Annotated in this window: 27 protein-coding genes and 1 tRNA gene; 20 read left to right on the top strand and 8 right to left on the bottom strand. The window is 50.8% G+C overall.

What is annotated here, in order from left to right:
* Nucleotides 1-397 precede the first annotated feature (397 nt).
* Entirely contained in the window at nt 398-610 is a 213-nt protein-coding gene (locus tag DXD78_RS21415) for a hypothetical protein (RefSeq protein ID WP_004327294.1), read from the top strand.
* Nucleotides 611-1,009: 399 nt separating this feature from the next.
* On the opposite strand, the gene DXD78_RS19620 is transcribed toward DXD78_RS21415, so the two are convergent.
* Nucleotides 1,010-1,429 carry a helix-turn-helix domain-containing protein gene (locus DXD78_RS19620; RefSeq protein ID WP_004327295.1) on the bottom strand — a complete coding sequence of 140 codons (420 nt, stop codon included), beginning with the start codon at nt 1,427-1,429 and terminating at the stop codon, nt 1,010-1,012.
* A 135-nt stretch (nt 1,430-1,564) separates the two neighbouring features.
* On the opposite strand from DXD78_RS19620, the gene DXD78_RS19615 reads away from it, so the two are divergent.
* From DXD78_RS19615 to DXD78_RS19535, 17 genes are all read left to right on the top strand, one after another.
* Nucleotides 1,565-1,756: a hypothetical protein gene (locus DXD78_RS19615; RefSeq protein WP_004327296.1), complete on the top strand. Its 192-nt coding sequence runs from the start codon at nt 1,565-1,567 to the stop codon at nt 1,754-1,756.
* A 10-nt stretch (nt 1,757-1,766) separates the two neighbouring features.
* Nucleotides 1,767-1,849: transfer RNA gene (locus DXD78_RS19610), tRNA-OTHER, on the top strand.
* Between the two features lie 26 nt (nt 1,850-1,875).
* On the top strand, nt 1,876-2,076 hold the full coding sequence (locus DXD78_RS19605; RefSeq protein ID WP_004327297.1) for a hypothetical protein: 201 nt from the start codon (nt 1,876-1,878) through the stop codon (nt 2,074-2,076).
* Nucleotides 2,066-2,287 carry a hypothetical protein gene (locus DXD78_RS19600; protein WP_005932418.1) on the top strand — a complete coding sequence of 74 codons (222 nt, stop codon included), beginning with the start codon at nt 2,066-2,068 and terminating at the stop codon, nt 2,285-2,287. The genes DXD78_RS19605 and DXD78_RS19600 overlap by 11 nt, the downstream gene beginning before the upstream one ends.
* A 15-nt stretch (nt 2,288-2,302) precedes the next feature.
* Nucleotides 2,303-4,342, top strand: coding sequence for a hypothetical protein (locus tag DXD78_RS19595; RefSeq protein ID WP_004327299.1), 2,040 nt, complete (start codon nt 2,303-2,305; stop codon nt 4,340-4,342).
* Nucleotides 4,343-4,377: 35 nt separating this feature from the next.
* The gene (locus DXD78_RS19590) at nt 4,378-5,247 is read left to right on the top strand and encodes an ATP-binding protein (RefSeq protein ID WP_004326989.1); all 870 of its coding nucleotides are present in this window, start codon (nt 4,378-4,380) and stop codon (nt 5,245-5,247) included.
* A complete protein-coding gene (locus DXD78_RS19585) occupies nt 5,244-5,642 on the top strand; it encodes a hypothetical protein (RefSeq protein ID WP_005932412.1) in 399 nt (132 codons plus the stop codon). The genes DXD78_RS19590 and DXD78_RS19585 overlap by 4 nt, the downstream gene beginning before the upstream one ends.
* Before the next feature lie 2 nt (nt 5,643-5,644).
* On the top strand, nt 5,645-6,322 hold the full coding sequence (locus tag DXD78_RS19580) for a hypothetical protein (RefSeq protein ID WP_004325648.1): 678 nt from the start codon (nt 5,645-5,647) through the stop codon (nt 6,320-6,322).
* The gene (locus tag DXD78_RS19575; protein ID WP_004326987.1) at nt 6,319-6,555 is read left to right on the top strand and encodes a hypothetical protein; all 237 of its coding nucleotides are present in this window, start codon (nt 6,319-6,321) and stop codon (nt 6,553-6,555) included. The genes DXD78_RS19580 and DXD78_RS19575 overlap by 4 nt, the downstream gene beginning before the upstream one ends.
* Nucleotides 6,556-6,558: 3 nt before the next feature.
* A complete protein-coding gene (locus tag DXD78_RS19570; protein WP_004326986.1) occupies nt 6,559-7,464 on the top strand; it encodes a hypothetical protein in 906 nt (301 codons plus the stop codon).
* A gap of 19 nt (nt 7,465-7,483) precedes the next feature.
* Nucleotides 7,484-7,789, top strand: a complete 306-nt coding sequence (locus DXD78_RS19565) for a hypothetical protein (protein WP_117615222.1) — start codon at nt 7,484-7,486, stop codon at nt 7,787-7,789.
* A 20-nt stretch (nt 7,790-7,809) separates the two neighbouring features.
* Nucleotides 7,810-8,322, top strand: coding sequence for a hypothetical protein (locus DXD78_RS19560; RefSeq protein ID WP_004327414.1), 513 nt, complete (start codon nt 7,810-7,812; stop codon nt 8,320-8,322).
* Between the two features lie 20 nt (nt 8,323-8,342).
* Nucleotides 8,343-8,552, top strand: coding sequence for a hypothetical protein (locus tag DXD78_RS19555; RefSeq protein ID WP_008652657.1), 210 nt, complete (start codon nt 8,343-8,345; stop codon nt 8,550-8,552).
* 183 nt (nt 8,553-8,735) lie between these two features.
* Nucleotides 8,736-9,179, top strand: a complete 444-nt coding sequence (locus DXD78_RS19550; protein ID WP_005932407.1) for a hypothetical protein — start codon at nt 8,736-8,738, stop codon at nt 9,177-9,179.
* A gap of 21 nt (nt 9,180-9,200) precedes the next feature.
* A complete protein-coding gene (locus tag DXD78_RS19545; protein ID WP_004327411.1) occupies nt 9,201-9,851 on the top strand; it encodes a DUF3164 family protein in 651 nt (216 codons plus the stop codon).
* Nucleotides 9,852-9,886: 35 nt separating this feature from the next.
* On the top strand, nt 9,887-10,069 hold the full coding sequence (locus DXD78_RS21225; protein ID WP_005846328.1) for a hypothetical protein: 183 nt from the start codon (nt 9,887-9,889) through the stop codon (nt 10,067-10,069).
* A 107-nt stretch (nt 10,070-10,176) separates the two neighbouring features.
* Complete coding sequence (locus tag DXD78_RS19535) at nt 10,177-10,446, top strand: hypothetical protein (protein ID WP_008652653.1); 270 nt, start codon at nt 10,177-10,179, stop codon at nt 10,444-10,446.
* A 9-nt stretch (nt 10,447-10,455) separates the two neighbouring features.
* Here the strand turns inward: DXD78_RS19535 and DXD78_RS19530 are convergent, their stop codons facing one another.
* Together DXD78_RS19530 and DXD78_RS19525 are read right to left on the bottom strand one after the other, a co-directional pair.
* Nucleotides 10,456-10,902: a hypothetical protein gene (locus DXD78_RS19530; RefSeq protein WP_004327410.1), complete on the bottom strand. Its 447-nt coding sequence runs from the start codon at nt 10,900-10,902 to the stop codon at nt 10,456-10,458.
* Nucleotides 10,903-10,906: 4 nt separating this feature from the next.
* On the bottom strand, nt 10,907-11,539 hold the full coding sequence (locus DXD78_RS19525; RefSeq protein WP_004327409.1) for a hypothetical protein: 633 nt from the start codon (nt 11,537-11,539) through the stop codon (nt 10,907-10,909).
* A gap of 86 nt (nt 11,540-11,625) precedes the next feature.
* Here DXD78_RS19525 and DXD78_RS19520 point away from each other — a divergent pair, with 86 nt between their 5' ends.
* On the top strand, nt 11,626-11,841 hold the full coding sequence (locus tag DXD78_RS19520; protein ID WP_225683884.1) for a hypothetical protein: 216 nt from the start codon (nt 11,626-11,628) through the stop codon (nt 11,839-11,841).
* Here DXD78_RS19520 and DXD78_RS19515 read toward each other — a convergent pair.
* The 5 genes from DXD78_RS19515 to DXD78_RS19495 are packed head-to-tail and all read right to left on the bottom strand — an operon-like array spanning nt 11,824 to nt 17,107.
* A complete protein-coding gene (locus DXD78_RS19515; RefSeq protein ID WP_004327407.1) occupies nt 11,824-13,239 on the bottom strand; it encodes a toxin glutamine deamidase domain-containing protein in 1,416 nt (471 codons plus the stop codon). The genes DXD78_RS19520 and DXD78_RS19515 overlap by 18 nt on opposite strands.
* 17 nt (nt 13,240-13,256) lie before the next feature.
* Nucleotides 13,257-14,645: a DUF935 family protein gene (locus DXD78_RS19510; protein ID WP_004327406.1), complete on the bottom strand. Its 1,389-nt coding sequence runs from the start codon at nt 14,643-14,645 to the stop codon at nt 13,257-13,259.
* A 1-nt stretch (nt 14,646) separates the two neighbouring features.
* Nucleotides 14,647-15,072 carry a phage protein Gp36 family protein gene (locus tag DXD78_RS19505; RefSeq protein WP_004327405.1) on the bottom strand — a complete coding sequence of 142 codons (426 nt, stop codon included), beginning with the start codon at nt 15,070-15,072 and terminating at the stop codon, nt 14,647-14,649.
* A gap of 18 nt (nt 15,073-15,090) precedes the next feature.
* On the bottom strand, nt 15,091-16,659 hold the full coding sequence (locus DXD78_RS19500; RefSeq protein ID WP_005932391.1) for a hypothetical protein: 1,569 nt from the start codon (nt 16,657-16,659) through the stop codon (nt 15,091-15,093).
* Between the two features lies 1 nt (nt 16,660).
* Nucleotides 16,661-17,107: a DDE transposase family protein gene (locus DXD78_RS19495; RefSeq protein WP_117652916.1), complete on the bottom strand. Its 447-nt coding sequence runs from the start codon at nt 17,105-17,107 to the stop codon at nt 16,661-16,663.
* Nucleotides 17,108-17,303: 196 nt separating this feature from the next.
* Here DXD78_RS19495 and DXD78_RS19490 point away from each other — a divergent pair, with 196 nt between their 5' ends.
* Complete coding sequence (locus DXD78_RS19490; RefSeq protein ID WP_005846345.1) at nt 17,304-18,341, top strand: head maturation protease, ClpP-related; 1,038 nt, start codon at nt 17,304-17,306, stop codon at nt 18,339-18,341.
* Nucleotides 18,342-18,352 lie beyond the last annotated feature (11 nt).

Here is an 18,352-nt window from a genome sequence, read left to right as displayed (position 1 = left end):
TAAGGGGGGAGAAACGATGCGTGTCAAAGTTCGGTCGGTCTGAAAATATCTGATTGCTTTGGTTTTCAAAGCGTTAGAACGGGGTAGGAGTGAGCTGGGTGGAAAAACGAAGCGTTTACATCGCTTTACATCGAGCTTACATTTGAACCTTGTTTGAACGCCGTTCAAATGAATCTCTTTACATTAGGAGTGGAGTAGGGGAGAATTCAGGCAGTATGGTATTATTTCACTCCGATGCTTTGCCCAGGCCATACTTCCATATACAAAGATAACCAAATGGTGTAATTTATGCAAGTGGAGTAGGGGAGCGCTTCGCTTCTCTCCTATTTTTATTTATTAAAATTATTCCATATAGCTGATATTTGGTATATTTGCAGTGAAATAAATACTATATATCATGAGTAAAGTTATCCATGTACATTTGATTTTTGAGAAAAAGAACATCTACTTTGGTAGTATATCGGCCATTTTTGAAACTCTGACGGAGAAACAGGTCGGAATCACTAAGAGTAGTCTTTTACATGCTGGACTGGTTGATGACATTGCCAAATACACGAAACGTGCAATGATTATTCAGTCTCGCTTGATAACATGTACCAGAAAGGGATAAAATGCCTTAGAACGCAATTAAAAGCCGCAAAAGCGGCTTTTTTTGCCCTTATAAGTGTCAAACTATGATGGAAGGCTGTATTTATCCGTTTGAACGCTTTGAACGTCTTAAAAAGTGGAAAGGTTATTCACTTGCTTATTCATTTGGTTATTCATTTAAGCTATTACAAAAACGAAATGTTTTGATTGCTTATTCATTTGGTTATTCATTTTTGTGCCTATTTTGTTCTAATAAAACGGGGAAATATCTTTTTTTTATTTGGTATTCATCGGTTTTTATAATATTGTAGGGGGTAAATTGTATATAGATAATATTTATTTACTCCCCTGTATTTTTATATATTCTGCTGTAAAATAGTGATTTAACTGTTTTTACCTCCCTTTCCCCATAAAACACGTTTTAGATGGCATTGGCAACCGTAGAATCGCTTGCATCCGAAACACGCCCCGACTTGTCCTGTTTAAGTTGTGTAATTGTCTGTTTGAGCATCCCTATTTCCTCTGCCATTTCTCGAATGGTGGAGTCTTTTTCCCTTAAAACATCCAGAAGCTCCCTAAAATTATTGTTAGCTGTTTCTGGAGGAGCTGTTTCCGTTACTACTGGTGTAATTTTTTCGGCTTCTATATCTTTTAAAAGAAAGTCGTCGATTGATATTCTAAAAAACTTAGATATTTCACATAACAAACTCAATTTAGGTTCTGTATTACCCAGTTCATAGTTTGACATTGTACCTTTTTTGATGCCCAGAAACTCAAATTCATCTAATTTAAGTCCCCTACTCTCCCTTAGATATCTAAGATTCTTAGAAAAAACGCTCATAAATCTAAATTATTTGGATTAACACTTTGTTGTCTAAGAAACTTAGACTATATTTGCCACGTGATTAAAGTTTAAACACGCCCCAAAGCTACAAAAAAGGCTTGAGGTAACAATGAGAATTTAAAAAGAAGCAAAATGGAAGTAAAATTTAAAAAGGGACAAAGTGTGAGAATCACCAAGAGAAATGGTGAGATCATTGATGGTATAGTTCGTGACTGGGATTATAACATTTGTACGTTCGTGCGGGAATATAATATCGATTATATGAAAAATGGTCAGGTTTGGACTGTAATATGTGTTCCGGAGGATGCGATAAAGGAGCTTTAATAATTTTCTCGGGCAGTTAGTTCAGCTGGTAGAACAAACTAAACTCCTATAATGGAGAGGTTATGGTCCGCGGTTCGAATCCGCGACTGCCCACTACGATAATTTAAATATTAGATAGTATGAAAGAACGAATAGTTGTAGAATACGGTGAGGTGAATAAAATTGCCGAACTGATGGGCTGTACAAACGTGATGGTGAGTCATGCGCTTGCCTTCCGTAAGAACAGCAAACTGGCCCGTTCCATTCGTAAGCTCGCCATTGAGCGCGGTGGATCCAAAGTAGGTGGTAATCCTCAAAATACAAGTAGCCATGAAAAATGATTTGATGACATTGTTCAGCGACCAGCTGCACTGGTTTGCTCGTCTGAAACGAAAACAGCGCTTTTGCGTGCTTTACTTCTGTATGAGTTTCGGGATCCTGCTCTCTATTTTTTTTATTAATCCGCTGCTGGAACTTCTCGTAGTGTTGAATTTCGGGATCTCCGTGCGGCTGCTGAAGAAGCATGTCCCTTTGAATGATTTAGAGGATTGATAATCAAGCTGGGAGATGGAATACTTTGATAATATATTGTGTGTAACTTACAAAGAGTTGCTGGATATAATGCCCAAAGGCACTTTGAATAGCCAGCTGTCCCGAGAAAAACTGGATGTCGTTTCCCGTGGCGGTGGTGAAAATAATCCGGCTCTGTATGCCTATTCCTCCCTTCCCGAGAAATACAAGAAACGTTGGGTTGAGCGTCATGGCGAACCCGAGAAACAAATGAGACAGGAAATGATCCGTAACATAGTGAAGAAAGACGAGAAGGCCGAGAACTTTTTCGAGGATTACCGTTACGACAAGAACGGTGAGATGGTCGCTCTTCCCGAGGATGTGAAGAAGGAATACACCTGGAACGCTTCGGTGCTGAACGCGTTGATGGAAGAGTTCAAACGCTTGAGTTCATCCAATAACAAGCTGACCGGTTTCCGCCGTAACCTTTGGGAACTTCTGCTTGTCACGAGTGAGGAATGGCGTCCGGTGTACGGGCACAGTCTTCCGGGCAGTGTGGGGCGTTTGAAAGCCCTGATAAACAAGTTCCGTCCCGACAACTACGGTGTGCTTGTGAGCGGTAAATACGGCAACAGCAACACGCTGAAGATCGAGGAGGACGGCGGGCGTTACCTTGTAGCATTGAAACGCAGCCGCGTTCCGGTTTATACTGACATGGAGATCTTCGAGGAGTACAACCGTGTCGCTCCGGAACGTGGCTGGAAGCCCCTGAAGAGTCCCCGCAGCCTCCGCGAATGGTTCAACAGCCCGCGTGTCGAACCTCTGTGGTACGATGCCGTTTATGGGGAAATGAAGGCACACCAGCGTTATGACCGCAAGCACCGGACCATCCTTCCGGGCCGTCGTGACAGCCTCTGGTATGGCGACGGCACGAAGCTGAACCTCTACTATCGTGACGAGAACGGAAACAAGTGCACTACAAGCGTGTACGAGGTGGTGGATGCCTATAGTGAAGTCCTGCTCGGTTATTACATCAGCGACAACGAGGACTATATCGCCCAGTACCATGCTTTCCGCATGGCTATCCAGACGAGCCGGCACAAACCCTACGAGATCGTGTGCGACAACCAGGGCGGTCATAAGAAGAACGCGGCGCTGGGCCTTTTCTCGAAGATCAGCCGTATCCACCGCCCGACAGCTCCGTATAATGGCGAATCTAAGACGATTGAGAACATTTTCTACCGCTTCCAGAGCCAGGTATTGAAGAAACGTTTCGGTTTCACCGGGCAGAATATTACGGCAAAGAGAGATACAAGCCGTCCGAATTTGGAATTCATCAACGCGAACATCGACTCCCTCCCCACATTGGAGGAACTGAAGGAACAGTATGCCGCCGCCCGTGAGCAGTGGAATTCAATGAAACACCCTGCCACCGGCATCTCCCGGATTGAGATGTACAATACCAGCGTGAACGAGGCTACCGATGCGGTAAGTGTGTCGGATATGGTGGAGATGTTCTGGTACACGACCGAGAAACCGTCGCTGTTCACCGCCAACGGTATCGAGATCACGGTACAGGGAAAGAAATACCCTTACGAGGTTTTCTCCGCCCCCGGTGAGCCTGATCTGGAATGGCGCCGACGTAACACCTACAAGAAGTTCTATGTCCAGTACGATCCTTATGACATGAGCAGCGTACGTCTGCTGTACAAGGATAAGGGCGGAGCGATGCGCTTTGAGTGTGTGGCTTCGTTCCCGCTGATGATCCACCGTGCCCAGCAGGAGCAGACGGAAGCCGAGAAACGTTTCATCCGCGCCCAGCAGGAGGCCGTCATCAACGAGCGTATAAACCGCCAGGTCGTTGCCAAGGACATCGAGTACGAACATGGTGTCGCACCGGAACAGAACGGTCTGCGTACCCCTGACCTGAAAGGTCTCGGAAAGGAGGCGCAACGCCAGATTGACCGTCGCACAAGAAAATACAGCCAGCCGGCCCGTCCTTCCATCGGCCGAGACATGAAAGTCATCAGCAACGTGACATGGGACAGCTTTGAGAAGAAGGAAGTGAGCATCCGCAAGGTGGTCGGGAAATTATAAGGAACAGATTTATAACAAGATAAAAAATATTGATTATGGAAATTACAATGAAAGAAAAGGACGCCATCAGTGAAAGCCTCCGGGCTTACGTGGCGAAATACCCGAGCCAGACGAAGGCTGCTGGCAGCCTGAAGGGGGTTAGTGTAGGTACTGTTAGCAATATCCTGAATGGCCGTTATGAGAATATCAGCGACGAGATGTTCCGTAATGTCGCCTCGCAGGTCGGTGGTGTAAGCGCTACCGGCTGGCAGATCGTGGAGACCGGTGCTTACCAGGAGATCACGGCTGTACTCTCCGATGCGCAGCGCTGGCGCAATGTTACCTGGGTGACCGGCGAGGCCGGTTGTGGCAAGAGTACCACCGCCCGTGTTTACCTCCAGGAGCATAAGGAGGTTTTCTATATCCTCTGCTCTGAGGACATGAAGAAAGGTGACTTTGTCCGCGAGATCGCCCGTACGGTCGGAATCCGGACCGAAGGGTATAATATCCGTGAGGTGTGGGGGCTTATATTGGATGACATCATCCAGATGGACGCGCCCCTGCTGGTGTTCGACGAGGCGGACAAGCTGACCGAACCGGTGTTCCACTATTTCATCAGCCTGTACAACAAGCTGGAGGAGAAATGCGGTGTCGTGTTCTTGAGTACCGATTATATTGCCAAGCGCATCAGCAACGGCTTGCGGTACCAGAAGCCCGGCTACAAGGAGTTCTACAGCCGTATCGGACGGAAATTTTATGAGTTGGAGCCTACGGACGTGAACGACGTGTTTGCGATCTGTTCCGCCAACGGTGTGACTGACAGGAAAGACATCGATAAGGTGATAAAGGAGGCTTCGACATGTGACTTTGATTTGCGGCGTGTGAGGAAGTCCATTCACAAGGTGAAACGCATGACGGGGGAATGACCCCCGTTCAAATACCGTTCAAACGTAATTTTAAGGATATGGAAAACAAATTTGAATACTTAAAGATCGACGGTCGCGAGCAGCTTCCCGCTCCCTGGAGCGATTACCCAGTCTTGAGGGAATACGAGACGGTGACCGTTTACCGGAATGGTCGCGACTACCTGGACGCCCTTGTGGGACAGCAGGACGGCTGGTGGGTTGCCGGCGTTCACATGGAGGTGGGCGGTTCCGGCGGTGGTTTCAACCCGGGACGTAAATGGGGACAGTTTGCCACCCGTGAGAATGCCCTTTTGTGGGCACTCGGCAGGATGCTCTGCCACGAGAAACTGCGGGGTGCCGCACGGCAGGCCGTACTTGACCGAATTGACAATATCCGACAACTAACACTGTTCTGACCATGGAAGAAGAGAAAAAGGATAATAAAAAAGCGGGCATGAGACGTGCCTTGAATGTCAGGGACATCCTGAACAAGAAGTATGACGTATTCCCTTTCGAAGGGAAATGGAAGGATGCCTTCGACACTCCGGAAGTCCGGGGCTGCTGGTTCGTGTGGGGCAACAGCGGTAACGGTAAGACCTCTTTCGTGATGCAGCTCTGCAAGGAACTTTGCAAGTATGACCGTGTGGCGTTCAACTCCCTGGAGGAAGGAACTTCTCTGACAGTCCAGAATAACCTGCGGCGCTTTGGTATGGCCGAGGTAAGCCGCCATTTGGCGTTCATCAAGGAGGACATCCCCACCTTGAAGATCAGGCTCCGGCGTCATAAGAGTTTCAACATCGTGATCATTGACAGCTTCCAATACACACAGATGACGTATCGTGACTATATCCAGCTGAAGGAGGAGTTTCCGGACAAGCTGTTTGTTTTCATCAGCCATGCCCGTGGCAAGAATCCTAAAGGTGATGCGGCCACGAGCGTGATGTATGATGCCGACCTGAAGATATGGGTAGAGGGCTACGTCGCCTTCAGTAAGGGACGTTATCAGGGGGCCACTGGTGAATACACAATCTGGGAGAAGGGCGCCTATGACTATTGGAATGTGGCGGGACCGAAACAGAAAGGAGGCCAGGCATGAGCAGGATAAAGAAACAGCTGGAGATTTGTCCTCCCGCCTATATGTGTAAGGGGCCTAACCGTGAGAACTTCGTCAGTACCGGCCACAAGTGTGGTTACTGCAAGGGCAACGGCTGGTTCTGGGGAACGGAAGAGGGCAGCCGCGAGGACGTGCATGTATCCTGCCCGGTGTGTGGCGGCAGCGGTGAGCTGGATGCGATTATAACAGTGGACTGGAAACCTTCAAGCAAGTGAGCCATGAGAAAGGAGTATTACAACTACGTTGTGAAGCTGCCCGTTCTGCTTCATGAACTGTTCCGCGGGAAGGTTGCCGACTATCATTTTTCCGACATGACGGTAGTGATGAACCACCTGGTGAAGTCCTACATCCGCATGACGGATGGTGGCAGGGTCTCCACGGCCACCCGGCGCATCCTCCTCTGCATGGATCGTATTCCGGACATGTCGTTCTTCTTCCGCCGTCAGGAGAAGTCGGTGCTGTTCTTCGAGATGGATCCGGCCGTTGCCGGCAGCCTGCAGCGTGCCATCATCGCTGGCGGCTGGGGCAACCGCCAGCGTCTTGTCGTCCGCCTGGTGTGCGCCTTCTGCTGCGGTGCCGGTGTGACATTGAACAACCTTTCGATGGAGCTTGCCTCCGAAGAGGTGTTCCGCCGTCCTGAAGGCTACCTCATACATACCTACGTGAGCAATTACCAGTACGTGTTCCTGAAGGAGACGGCCGCTGCCCAGCGCATGAGCGTGGAGGGTATGCTGACGGCTGCTGCTGAACTGCTGGTGGGAACGGATGACGAAGGTTCCGGATACCATATTCCGGAGAGTCTCGGCCGTATCGCTGACCGCGTGTTCGAGGTGAGGGGCAGCACGCTGAAGGACTTCCGCCGGCAGTGTCTGGTGAGCATCCGCACGAACACTATCGGTCCGGACCGTATCGCCTCCTTCATGGAAAAGCACGGCATCGCCTCCGCCCGTGAGTTCCTGCGCCGCGTGGTCCTCTTCTTTCTGGAGGCACGGTATCTGATTTACCGTAAGGAGGTAGAACTTGATGAGGATGACCTTCCGGAGGAGGAAGAGACGGATTGGGAGGAAACTATGTACAGCCAGTATCAAAAAAGAGATTTCGCGATTTCAACATATAATTATTAACCATTAAAATTTAACAGAAATGATTACAGAAAAACAGAAAGAGGCAGTAAAGGAACTCTGCCAATACGTGGATAACTTTTGTAAGGAAAACGATCTTAGTGCCTTTATGAGCGTTGCGGCCAGTGAGGACCATCCAGACGGGCTTGAGCAGATAGCCGGCTCAATCATTACCGGCAAGACTGAACATATTGTCGGCTCTATTTCCGGGGTTGTCAAAGCGAATAAGAATGTCTATATGCTGCTTTCCGTGGGACTTATGCAGGCCTACACGAGAAAGGTTGACATTAATACTATTCCGTTCGGTGAAAATTTGAATATGAACTGATGAATGCAGCATAAACAGCTATGAGTGAAAATAACAACAAGCAGAAACGTAAACGTGTCTGTCCGCATTGCGGCCGAAAGTTGTGGATGCGTGAGTTCTATCCGTTGAAGAATGGGGGACGGAGTTCCTGGTGTCATGAATGTGTGCTGGTGTACAAGCGTGAACAGTACCGCAAGCACCGGAAGGTTGCTGACGGTACTTTCATGCACCGGACACTGGGACGGCTCGTCGAGCATAAGGGATATTCCACCCGTATCTTTTGGAACGGTAATATGCTTTCCATCATGCGTCGCCACTATCACAATACCCTCAACCGGGAGCTGGCTGAAATGCTCGGTGTTTCCGAACGCAGCGTCACCCGGAAGGCCCGAGAGATGGGACTGGAAAAGGACAAAGGTTTTGTAGCCTCCCTTAGCCGGGAACATTTGTTGCTGGCAAACGCGAGAAGCAAGGAACTGGGATATCCGGGCGGCTTCACCAAGGGGATGAAGTTTCGGGGAAACCAGTACACCGGGAGGATAAGAGTTGAATAACATACAGCACGGTCAATATTATGAGTAAAAAAATGGTAATTGTGGTCACCGCAGTTGGTGTCCGTAAAGTAGTGGAAAAATGGCTCTGTGAGAATATGACTTGCGAGCTGGTTGTGTCACGTAACGCACGCCATGAGTGTTGTGTGGAAGTCATCTATGATAGCGGAAACCCTTCGGTTTTGCGTACTCTTCTACGCTCTGCCGTGGGTGAAATCATAGAGTTGTGCTGATGTGGTATGAATAGTTTGAGTTAATGAAAATCTGAATAGAATGGGCATACTTGAATTTTTCGACCAGTATAAGTGTACAAAAAATGAAAAAGAGCATCTTCTTGATTATTTGTGTACTATCAGAGTAAAGAGAGTGATTAAGGAAATCAATGACCTTAAAATAAACAAAAAAACAGTATAGCCATGCAGATAGACATCAACAGCCGCAAGCAGTTAAATAAACCCGAGAATTATGCGGCGTTTTACAGCCTTTTGAACCGCCTTCCGACATCGGATCGTGACGCACTGAAGGAAAGCATCGTTTCCCAGTACACGGAGGGACGTACCACGAGTCTGCGTGACATGACACTGAAGGAATACAGTGCCGCCGTGTCCGCCATGCAGAAGCTGGTACCGCCCACTTATCAGGAACAGCTCCGGAAGATTCTCCGTCAGAAGCGTTCCGCGGTACTGCACCAGATGCAGCTGCTGGGTATCGATACGGCCGACTGGGACTGGGTGAACGCCTTCTGCCGGGACAGCCGTATCGCCGGCAAGGAGTTCCGTGAACTTGACTGTGAGGCGTTGGACACGTTGCAGGTGAAGCTGCGTGCCATCCGCCGTAAACGTGAGAATAAACAACAATAGCAACCATTTAATTTTTTAGCTATGGATTTGAAAGAACAATTAAAAAGCCTGTCCGCCCAGGACAGGAAGGAGCTTTTGAAACAGCTCCAGCAGGAAGAGAAGGAAAGCAAGCGTAACCGGCGCGATGCCTATGAGGGCCTCCGTGCGCAGTTCATGCTTGAAGTGAAGAACCGGCTGCTCCCGGTTGTGGATGACGTGAAGGCGTTCCGCGACTGGGTGGAGAAAGAGGCCGCCGCCTTCCGTGCGGTGATGCGTGAATACGGCCAGCTGCGTAAGGACGAGCAGGCGAGCTTCACCATCGTGGACGGTGACATGAAGCTGGAGGTGAGGAGCAACAAGGTGAAGAGTTTCGACGAGCGTGCCGACCTTGCCGCCGAACGCCTGGTGGATTACCTGAAGCGCTACGCCATGGGGCGCGAGCTGGGTACCGACGACCCGATGTACCAGCTCGGCATGACCATGATCGAGCGCAACCGCCAGGGCGATCTGGACTACAAGTCCGTGAGTAAGCTGTACGAGCTCGAGGACCGTTTCGACAGCGAGTACACGGAGATCATGGACCTCTTCCGTGAGAGCAACGTGGTGTACAAGACCGCGGTGAACTACTATTTCCACAAACGTGACGAAAACGGTGTCTGGCACCGTATCGAACCCTCATTCTGCCGGTTGTAGTCATGGAGAAGACGAAGAACATCGCGCCGCACGTCATGGCCTGCAAGCGTTGTGAAGGCAAGGGACGTATCTTTTACCTGGACCAGGGAGGAGCTCCTTTATCCGCAAAATGTCCGGTCTGTAATGGCAGCGGGCGGGTGAAGGTACAGAGCAAGGTGATCACCCGCATCGAGCCGTTTGTTCCGGGTGAGGATGACACCGAACTGATGACCATGTGATTTTGTTCACACTCTAAACAGAAAAACGCCGCATTCATACACGATGCGGCGTTTTTTTATTAACATCCCCGGTTAAATGCCTAATTTTGCAGCATATACCTGAACTTATGGCTAAAGGACGAGACAAAAAACTGATAGAACTCCGTGATGAAGCCCTGTGCCGCCGTTACTATTACTGGACGGAGGTGCAGCGCCTGCGTTTTGATGATGCCCTGAAAGTGTTGTCCCGCCAGGAGTTTTTCATTTCCGAGGAGCGGATCATGTCCATTATCCGGTGCAAGTGCCGGGAGCTGAAGGACTTGGAGGTGAAGCCCGTCCCAAAGGTTAAGAAACCCCGCCTGACAGCCGTCCAGCTTTCCCTGTTCACGGGGGAATGAACCTTCCCCTTACTGCATGGCCGACTCGTCATGCAGCGTGAAAGAATAAACCGTCTCGTACACCTTAATGTTTCCCGGCAGCGAATAGTCCCGGCTCTTTACCCTGACCAGCGGGCTGGTCTCTTCCGTGCACTGGAACTCCTGCAAGGCTTTGTACAGCTCTTTGGCCTTCAGCTGCCGTTCCCTTACCTTGTCATAGGTTCCGGAGGTGTAGTGGGTGTCATCGTAGCAGTCAATGGCCAGTCGTATGGTGATGAGTGACTCGCTTTTCTGTACCCCGTAACCGAGGTCATTCCAGTCCGATTCGGCGTTCCCGACAAGCACGCAGGGGAAGGTTACCGGATAGTGGTCCTCCTCCGCCCCGGCTTCAAGCTGTCCGTAGTCCTCGTCAATGTATGACAGTTCAGGCATCTTTTCGGCGATGCGTTCCATGATCGCGATAAAAATTTCTTCCATGTTGTTATAAGTTTAAAATATTTCTGATTTCATTCTCCATTTTACGGTCTATCTTTTCGGACAGTTCCCGGCTTTCCCCGATAAACTGGCGTTGCGGTATTTTTATCCGGAGCTTTTTCTTTTTGGTCAGCGCCAGCCTTTTCCATTTCAGCGCTTCCTGATTTTCCTGCGGTTCATTGTTTGCGGCAGAACCCTTCTTTTTGCCTTTTCTTTTGCCCGTGGCGGCTTTTTTAGCCTTGCCTGAAGCCTGGTAATACTTCGCCCATGCAAAACGCCGCATTTGGGGCGTAACAGTCGGATGAACTTCTCCTCCCCAGTTATTGACCGGCGCATAGACGAGTTCGTTTGCCACCCTCACTCGGTATTCTCCCGGCATGTATTTGACGGAGCTGAAGAGATGGTTCCTTCCGGAGAGCAGCGTCCCGTAGCTCCCTGCCGCATCGGTCCGTCCCGAGGACAGCCTTTTCGCTTTCGGCCACGGGTGTAATCCTCCGTTTACGAAACCTTCCCGGCGGAAGTTGTCCTGGAAATGGTCTTTTGCCATTCGTCCAGCGATAACCGGCATTTTCCGTTTCATTAGCCCATCCAGTTCTTTCCGTTTGGCTTTTATCAGTTTTGAATATTCTTTTATGTCCATGAATGACTGAATTAAAAAATAATTTTATACTTTTGCAGCAAGGCGTTTTTTATGTGCCTTTTTGCGTTATGGAAATACCTAAACAAGTGTCGGAATTAGCAAACAGTAGCGGTTACAACTCCGTTGTCTTATCAGCCAGTTCCCCTGAAGGAAGCATCTATTCCGTGGGCTGTGTTGACGGGGATGGTTTTGAGTTGCCTGTCGGTCTTCCCGCCTTTATTCTGTTCGACGGCCAGTCCTGCCGTCTGGTGGACGGTGAGGAGGGGCTGGCACTTTCTTCCCGTTTATTTGGTGATGAATAGTCCCATGATTTTGGGATTTACCAGTTTGTTGTCTATTCTTATCACTCCCACACGGCCCGCTTTCATGCTCTGTATGTAATTGCTTGCATCATCCTTTCCGGTTTGCGGGTCGAAGAACCTTGTCTTTCCTTCAGTCACCTCTGCGCAGAACACGTGTGCGGAGCCGCCTTTCCAGGCACAATATATCTCGTATATTCCATCCTCTCTGAATTTTTCCCTGAAGTATTCCTTCAGCCGGTTTGCATTCATTACTTGATATCCCTTTCTGACCTGCCATTTATAGGTATAGTCATAATCCGGCTTTGTTCCGTCCCGGTTCAGGAAACGTTCTTCCCATGTGATACCTTGTTTTGCCATTTCATTGTATGCGCTTTGTCTGATGTTGGGTTTTGCCTCGATGTCAAACCCCAACCTTCTGAGCATGTGTGTCACGGTGCAGGTCTGGCAATTCACGCGGTATCCTTCCTCTTTTCCGAATTTCGGGTTCTCCTTTCCCTTGTTCGCCTGTTCGTATGTCATCGGCTTGCCTTTGGTAACGCCGAGTGCCTTTTCTATCTTGAGATTGTTGCGGGCGATGTCGGTTTTTTCCTCCAGCGTCAGGTTGTCCGGCATTTCGGCTATCATTTCGTTGATGCGCCTGGTCAGTGCGTCCACGGCTTTTTTTGCTCCCGGATGCGCTTCAGTAATGTAGGGGTGTTTGTCTGAAAACAGTTTGCCGTCTTTTCCCGGATTGTTTTCCAGACCGTCATGTGCCTTGTTCTGCCCGTTTTCGTCCGGTACCGCTGTCGGCGCTTCATCCGTTGATGAGAGCGTGCACTTGCAGTTCCATCTGTCTCCGGGCCTGTGCTCGTTCCAGAACGGATCATCTATCGGACGTATGGTCCCCCAGAAAATCTGGTGGTCGGCTCCCGGCGTCACACTTGTGGACGGCATCCATTTGAGGTTCGGCAATACATCCTTTTCCCTTTCGAACTGTCTCCAGTCCGCGGCCTGGTGTGCCCGTATGACGGCCGTGTCGTATTCTGTACGCAGCCAATGGATCATCTGGTGGTCGGCTATGGGCATGGCTTCCTTCACCCACTGTTCAAACGGCTTTAAACTTCCGTTTTTGTCCAGCAGCAGCGCTGCCATGTCGTTCTGTGCCCTGTGTACCTTGAAAGCTGCGAACACGGCGTTGTTCATTCGGATTTCACGGTAGAAGTCATAATCCGGATCATCGGTTTTCCGTGTCCCAAACCCCTTGTCGGTGGCTTTGTTCATCGTTTTCCACGTGGCCTCGAACAGGTTCTCCTCGATGTCGGTCATGGGATGGAAATCTTTGCTGTATATGTTCTTCAGGGCTTTCTTCAGTACCTCTTCATCGAACGAGAATAAAGTTTCCACCTGTTTGTCCTCCATTCTGTAGAGGTCGTTTATCACCATTCTAAAGCTGCCCCGTCTCTCCCCGGGGCTTTCCCGAAAAAACGTTTCAGCCAGTTGTATGCGTTTTTAAGGGCATTTTTCTTTTCTTTGGGTGTTCCTTTACCGTGCTTTTCCAGTTCCGGTTCTTCTTCCGGATCCGGTTCATCCTCTTCCGCCTTTTCGGTCTCTCGGGCCTTCGCTGCCTCGATTTCCGCCGCTTTCTCCTCCTGGCGTTTCTTCAGCTCGTCATAGTTTGCCGGTTTCTCGATCCCGAATTCCTCGTAGAGGTAGTCGTCACCTACCGGCAGGTTGAAGTTCGTACGCAGCTGTGTGAGGATGGACATCTTTTTCTCCGGTTCGATAAGCTTCTTTTCCGGATAGCAGAACTCCCCGCCTGTGGTGTCTATTCCGAGCATTGCGAATATGTCGGCCATGTCATAGTTGAGCACGTCGAGGATGTCCTGCCTGTCGGAGAGCGTCACTTTCTCCTCCACGTCCTTGTGTACGGTTCCCAGTGCCTGTGTGCCCTTGTCGGAGGCTTCGGTGGTGAGCGTGTTTCCGAGGAACAGCTTTGAGATTTCGTTGTTGCAGCGCTCGCAGAGCTTGTCGTAGAGGTCCGCGCTCCCTGTCTTGTTCGCGGCTTCCACGAGCTTGAGCACCGTATCCTCCGCGTGCACGAAAACCGACAGGCTTCCGGTGCTGTCCGCGTCGTCCAGCGCCCTCTGCCGTGCCTCGTCGTCATCCGTGGGATACGTGTACTCCCTGATGGGCGCTCCGAACACTTCCGCGAACTGTGCCCAGTCCGCCACGTCGTTACGTTTGTATATCACCCAGATGGCTGCTTTCACCAGCAGTCCGGGATCGTCGGGTGAACCGATGAACAACAGGTCGGGGTACTCGTCCCAGGACGTCCCGGTGGTGTCCGTCTGGTGCCGCAGTATGAGCCTGCGCACGGGATCGACGTGTTTGCGCGGTATCAGGTCGTAGTTCACCCATTCCCCCTTGCGGTAGAACTGCACGAGTGAGAACCCCCAGAATTTGGCGTCCAGGATGTCCCCTATGAACTTCCGGAACCATGGGGACCTGATCTGCTTGTTCACCTTCTCGTCCGGCTTCCCGTTCCTGCGGAATTCTATGGAAGATGCCAGTGCGGCATTCTTCCGTTTCTCTATGACACTTGTCAGGTGCGTGTCCATGAGTATGTCGCTGAACAGGTCGTACAGCCTGAAGCGTCTGGAGTAGTCCACATTCTCGAAAGCCCTTACCGCGAGCATGTAGTCCGCTATGTCTATACCGAACCTTCTGGGCTGTGTCAGTATGATGGTTGCGGGTCCTTTCTGCCCGGGCCTCGGCAGGTTCCCGCTTTGGGTTATCTTTCCGGCCCCTTTCTTTCTTTTGTTCATATTACCAATGGTTTACACGTTTACGGTTGCTTTTGATAAGGAAATTTGATTTTGCCGCCCTCGTCTCTTCGGACAGCAGGGGCAGGCCGTCCACCGATATCTCCTCGGCCGCCACGGCTTTCAGCCATTCGACCGCCCTTTCGTGGCGTTCCTTCCGCAGCGGTGACAGGTTCCTCGGGTTATGTATGCAGAAGATGTGGTACACGGCTATGTCGATGGCCATCATCAGGACAAGCTGGTTGCGTTTGTCACCGGTTGCCGTGAATATTTTGTCACAGTCGTAACGTCTGGAAAGGTAGCAGCGCATCTCGGCGACGGCGCGGTCCTCGCATATCTCCACGACGGCGTCGTCCTCCCTTGTCAGTGCGTCCAGAATCTCGCGGTGTATGCTCGCGTCGTAGTCTGAAAGTTCGATAAATTTGCTCATAATGATAGGTATTGAAGTTTACACTCTGTACTTGTTTTGTGACCGCGTGCTTTTCCTTGTGACAATGACGGGCTTTTCCGACTGTCTGGCCTTGCGGTCTATAATTCTGTTTCCCCCCTCCACGCAGTCGGGTCCGTCTGCCGGATAGGTCAGTTGCAGGTTGAACAGCTTGAACTGTTCCGCCATCCGTTTCATGTGCGGGTTGTCCTTTTCGGCCTCGTTGAGTACCAGGTTCCCCTCCCGGTTGAGCGGTTCCAGGTTCGCCTCGATACGTGTGGCCTTGTCGGTCTTCTTCTCCTCGTCCCCGGTGATGTACAGTGATATTTTCCTTTCCCTGCGTATCCGCCGCACGATGGGCTGGAATACCTGCTGGAAAAAAGGATCCTGTAATTTGTTGTTTTCCATGTAACAGTATACGGTGGTTTTCCCGCCCACGAACTCCAGCAGCTTGATGTACCACTCTACAAATTCCGCGTTCAGCCCCCTGTCCAGGAACGTTTTTATCAGATAAAGCCTTCCCGCGAGTTTCCCGAGCAGGCACACCGTTTTGGTGGAACTTTTTTTCGTCTTGTTCTCTCCCGGTGCGGGGTCCCCGTATATCACCAGGAACTTGAACTTGGAAAGTGCCGGCACTTTCCCGTAGGTGATTTCCGCGAACACGCCGCCGTCCACCACCGGGTTGTTGAAGAACTCTTTCTGTGCCGCCGCCGCGCTGACCAGTGAGAGGAAGAGGTCTATATCCTCCTCGGAGTTCTTTTCGGGCCATACGGACAGCCCGTCCTTTCCCCGGATGTTGATGATATCCACGTGCCCGATTCCTTTCGCCTTCAGTTCGGTTGCCTTTTCGATGGCCCTTTTGATGCAGCAGTCCGGCGCGATGATGTTCCCGTTGAACAGGATGCGGTAGTTTCCCGATACGGACATGGTCGGTATCAGCGCCTCCTCCAGCCATTTCCATTTGGTTTTGATCCGTTCCGGATTCCGGCACTCCTCGTCGGTGTCTATATCGTCCACCAGAATGAAGTCCGGCCGGAAGTTCTTGTTACGCGTACCGCGCGGTGACTGCCCGGCTCCGATGGCGCGGAAGGAGCATCCGGACATGCAGGTGAACTCCCCGGTTTCCCACGCTCCCGGTTTTTTCTGCTGTCCGTAGTCCTGTATGATCCGCTGGTTCTCCTCGAAGTTCGCCATGAACGGCAGCAGTAGCCTTTCCGCATTGTCTGCCGAGTTGGAGATCAGCAGCACGTTGCGTATCTTTTTTGTCAGTGCCAGTTTGGATATCTCCATCATGGAGCGTGCGGATTTCGCCAGCTCGCGTGACCAGGCCCTTACCTCGTACCAGCGGTTGTTCCTCATCAGCCGCCCGGTGGCTTTTTTGTGGAAGGCGGCGGACTCGCAGGTGCAATACATGGCGAAGTAGTATTTGAACCACTCCTCGTCGTTCTTCTCCAGTCTTTCCCGCCTCTGCCTGATTTCCGTTTCCGTGTCCGTGGGGTTGATGTCCGAATGTTCGCGCACGGATGCCACCAGCTCGTTCCAGTTGTCCAGTGCGATCCTGTCCTGGGGTGTGAGTCTTTTCTTTGCCATGTCAGGATAATTTTGATTTGACAAACGCGTCCAGAAGCGGGGTGATCTCCTTCGCCTGCGTGGAATCGTAGGTCCGCACCCATTTGAGCAGGTCGGAGAACACGGAGATGATGTCCGCCAGCCCCACTTCTGTTTCCAGTTTCTTGATGGCGTTCGACAGTTTGGAAATGGTGTCCGCTTCCGCGGCGTTCGGGAACCGTTCCCCTTCCGGCTTTCCCATGATGGCGTTGTTGAGTTCCGCCAGCTGCCGGTACAGGTTCTTCAGCTGCTCCTCCCGTGTGATGGTTATGGAAGCCTTCAGCTGCTCCCAGTTTCCTTTGCCTATCCAGTTGTTCACAGTCACCCGTGAAACCCCCACACGCTCGGCTATTTCCGCCTGCGTGAGCGTTTCGCGGGTGTAGAGCGTTTTCGCCCATGCCTTTTTCTGCTCGTTTGTAAGTTCGACCATATTACCTCCTTTTTTACGTGCAAAATTGATAAGGAAAAGGAGCGAAAAAAAACGCGCTCCGCATGATGACATTTTAAAGCGTCATGGCAATCCTTTAAAGTCTCCATGATGAAAACGCGGTTTGAAAAAGGCTTTTAATCCCCCTAATTTCGCACCGTAAACTTTGCAGGGAAGGACCTGCCAAAACGATAGTGACATGAGTAGATTTTTCAATATGATACCCGGAACCGATGCCTGTTGCATCCTTCTTTACGGTGACATCGGTGAGTACGATGATAACGTGCGCAGCGGTGATATTGCCCGTGAACTTCTGGAAGCGGAAGCCCTGACCGGGAAGGTGGACGTGCGTATCAACAGCAACGGCGGCGAGGTTTATTCGGGCATCGCCATTTTCAATGCCTTGAAGAACAGCAAGGCCGACATTACCATCTACGTGGACGGCATCGCCGCCAGCATGGCCTCCGTCATCGCCCTTTGCGGCAAGCCCGTGCAGATGAGCCGTTATGCCCGTCTGATGCTTCACAGTGTCCAGGGCGGCTGTTACGGCAACAAGGATGAGATGAAGGACTGCATCCGTGAGATCGAGGCGCTTGAGGATACCCTTTGCGAGATGTATGCCACCCGTATGGGCAAGGACAAGGAGGAAATCCGCGCGATGTATTTTGACGGCAAGGATCACTGGCTGCGTGCCGACGAGGCGCTGGCGCTGGGGCTTATCGACGGTATTTATGACGCTGACCCGGTACCGGAGGACAGTACCCCCGAACAAGTATTTCAAATATTCAATAACCGGCTGCACAAGCCACAAAACGAGAATAGCATGAATTTAGACGAACTCAAGAGACGTCCGCGGTTCAAGAACTGTGCGACGGATGACGATTTCCTGCGTGAAATCGGACTGCTGGAAACGGAGGCTGGCAAAGTCCCGGCCCTTGATGCCGAGGTCACCCGCCTGAAGGGCGAACTGAAGGTGTTCCAGGACAAGGCGGATGCGGATGACGCTGCCGCGCGTAAGAAACTGCTTGATGATGCGGAACAGGACGGCCGTATCGATGCCGCCACCCGCCCCATCTATGAGAACCTTCTGGCAAAAGACCGGGAGAACGGGGAAAAGGCATTGGAGAAGCTTTCCCCCAAACGTAGTGTCATGACCGACCTTCGTGTGAATCCGACGGGTGAAAGCCCCTGGAACAAGCGCATGAGCGAGATTAAGGACAAGTTGAACCATAAATAAAAACATTTGCC

The organism is Bacteroides sp. D20, assembly GCF_003436255.1.
Lineage (GTDB): Bacteria > Bacteroidota > Bacteroidia > Bacteroidales > Bacteroidaceae > Bacteroides > Bacteroides uniformis.
The sequence above is the reverse complement of the archived record's forward strand: the minus strand, read 5'-3'. Positions and strand labels throughout refer to the sequence as shown.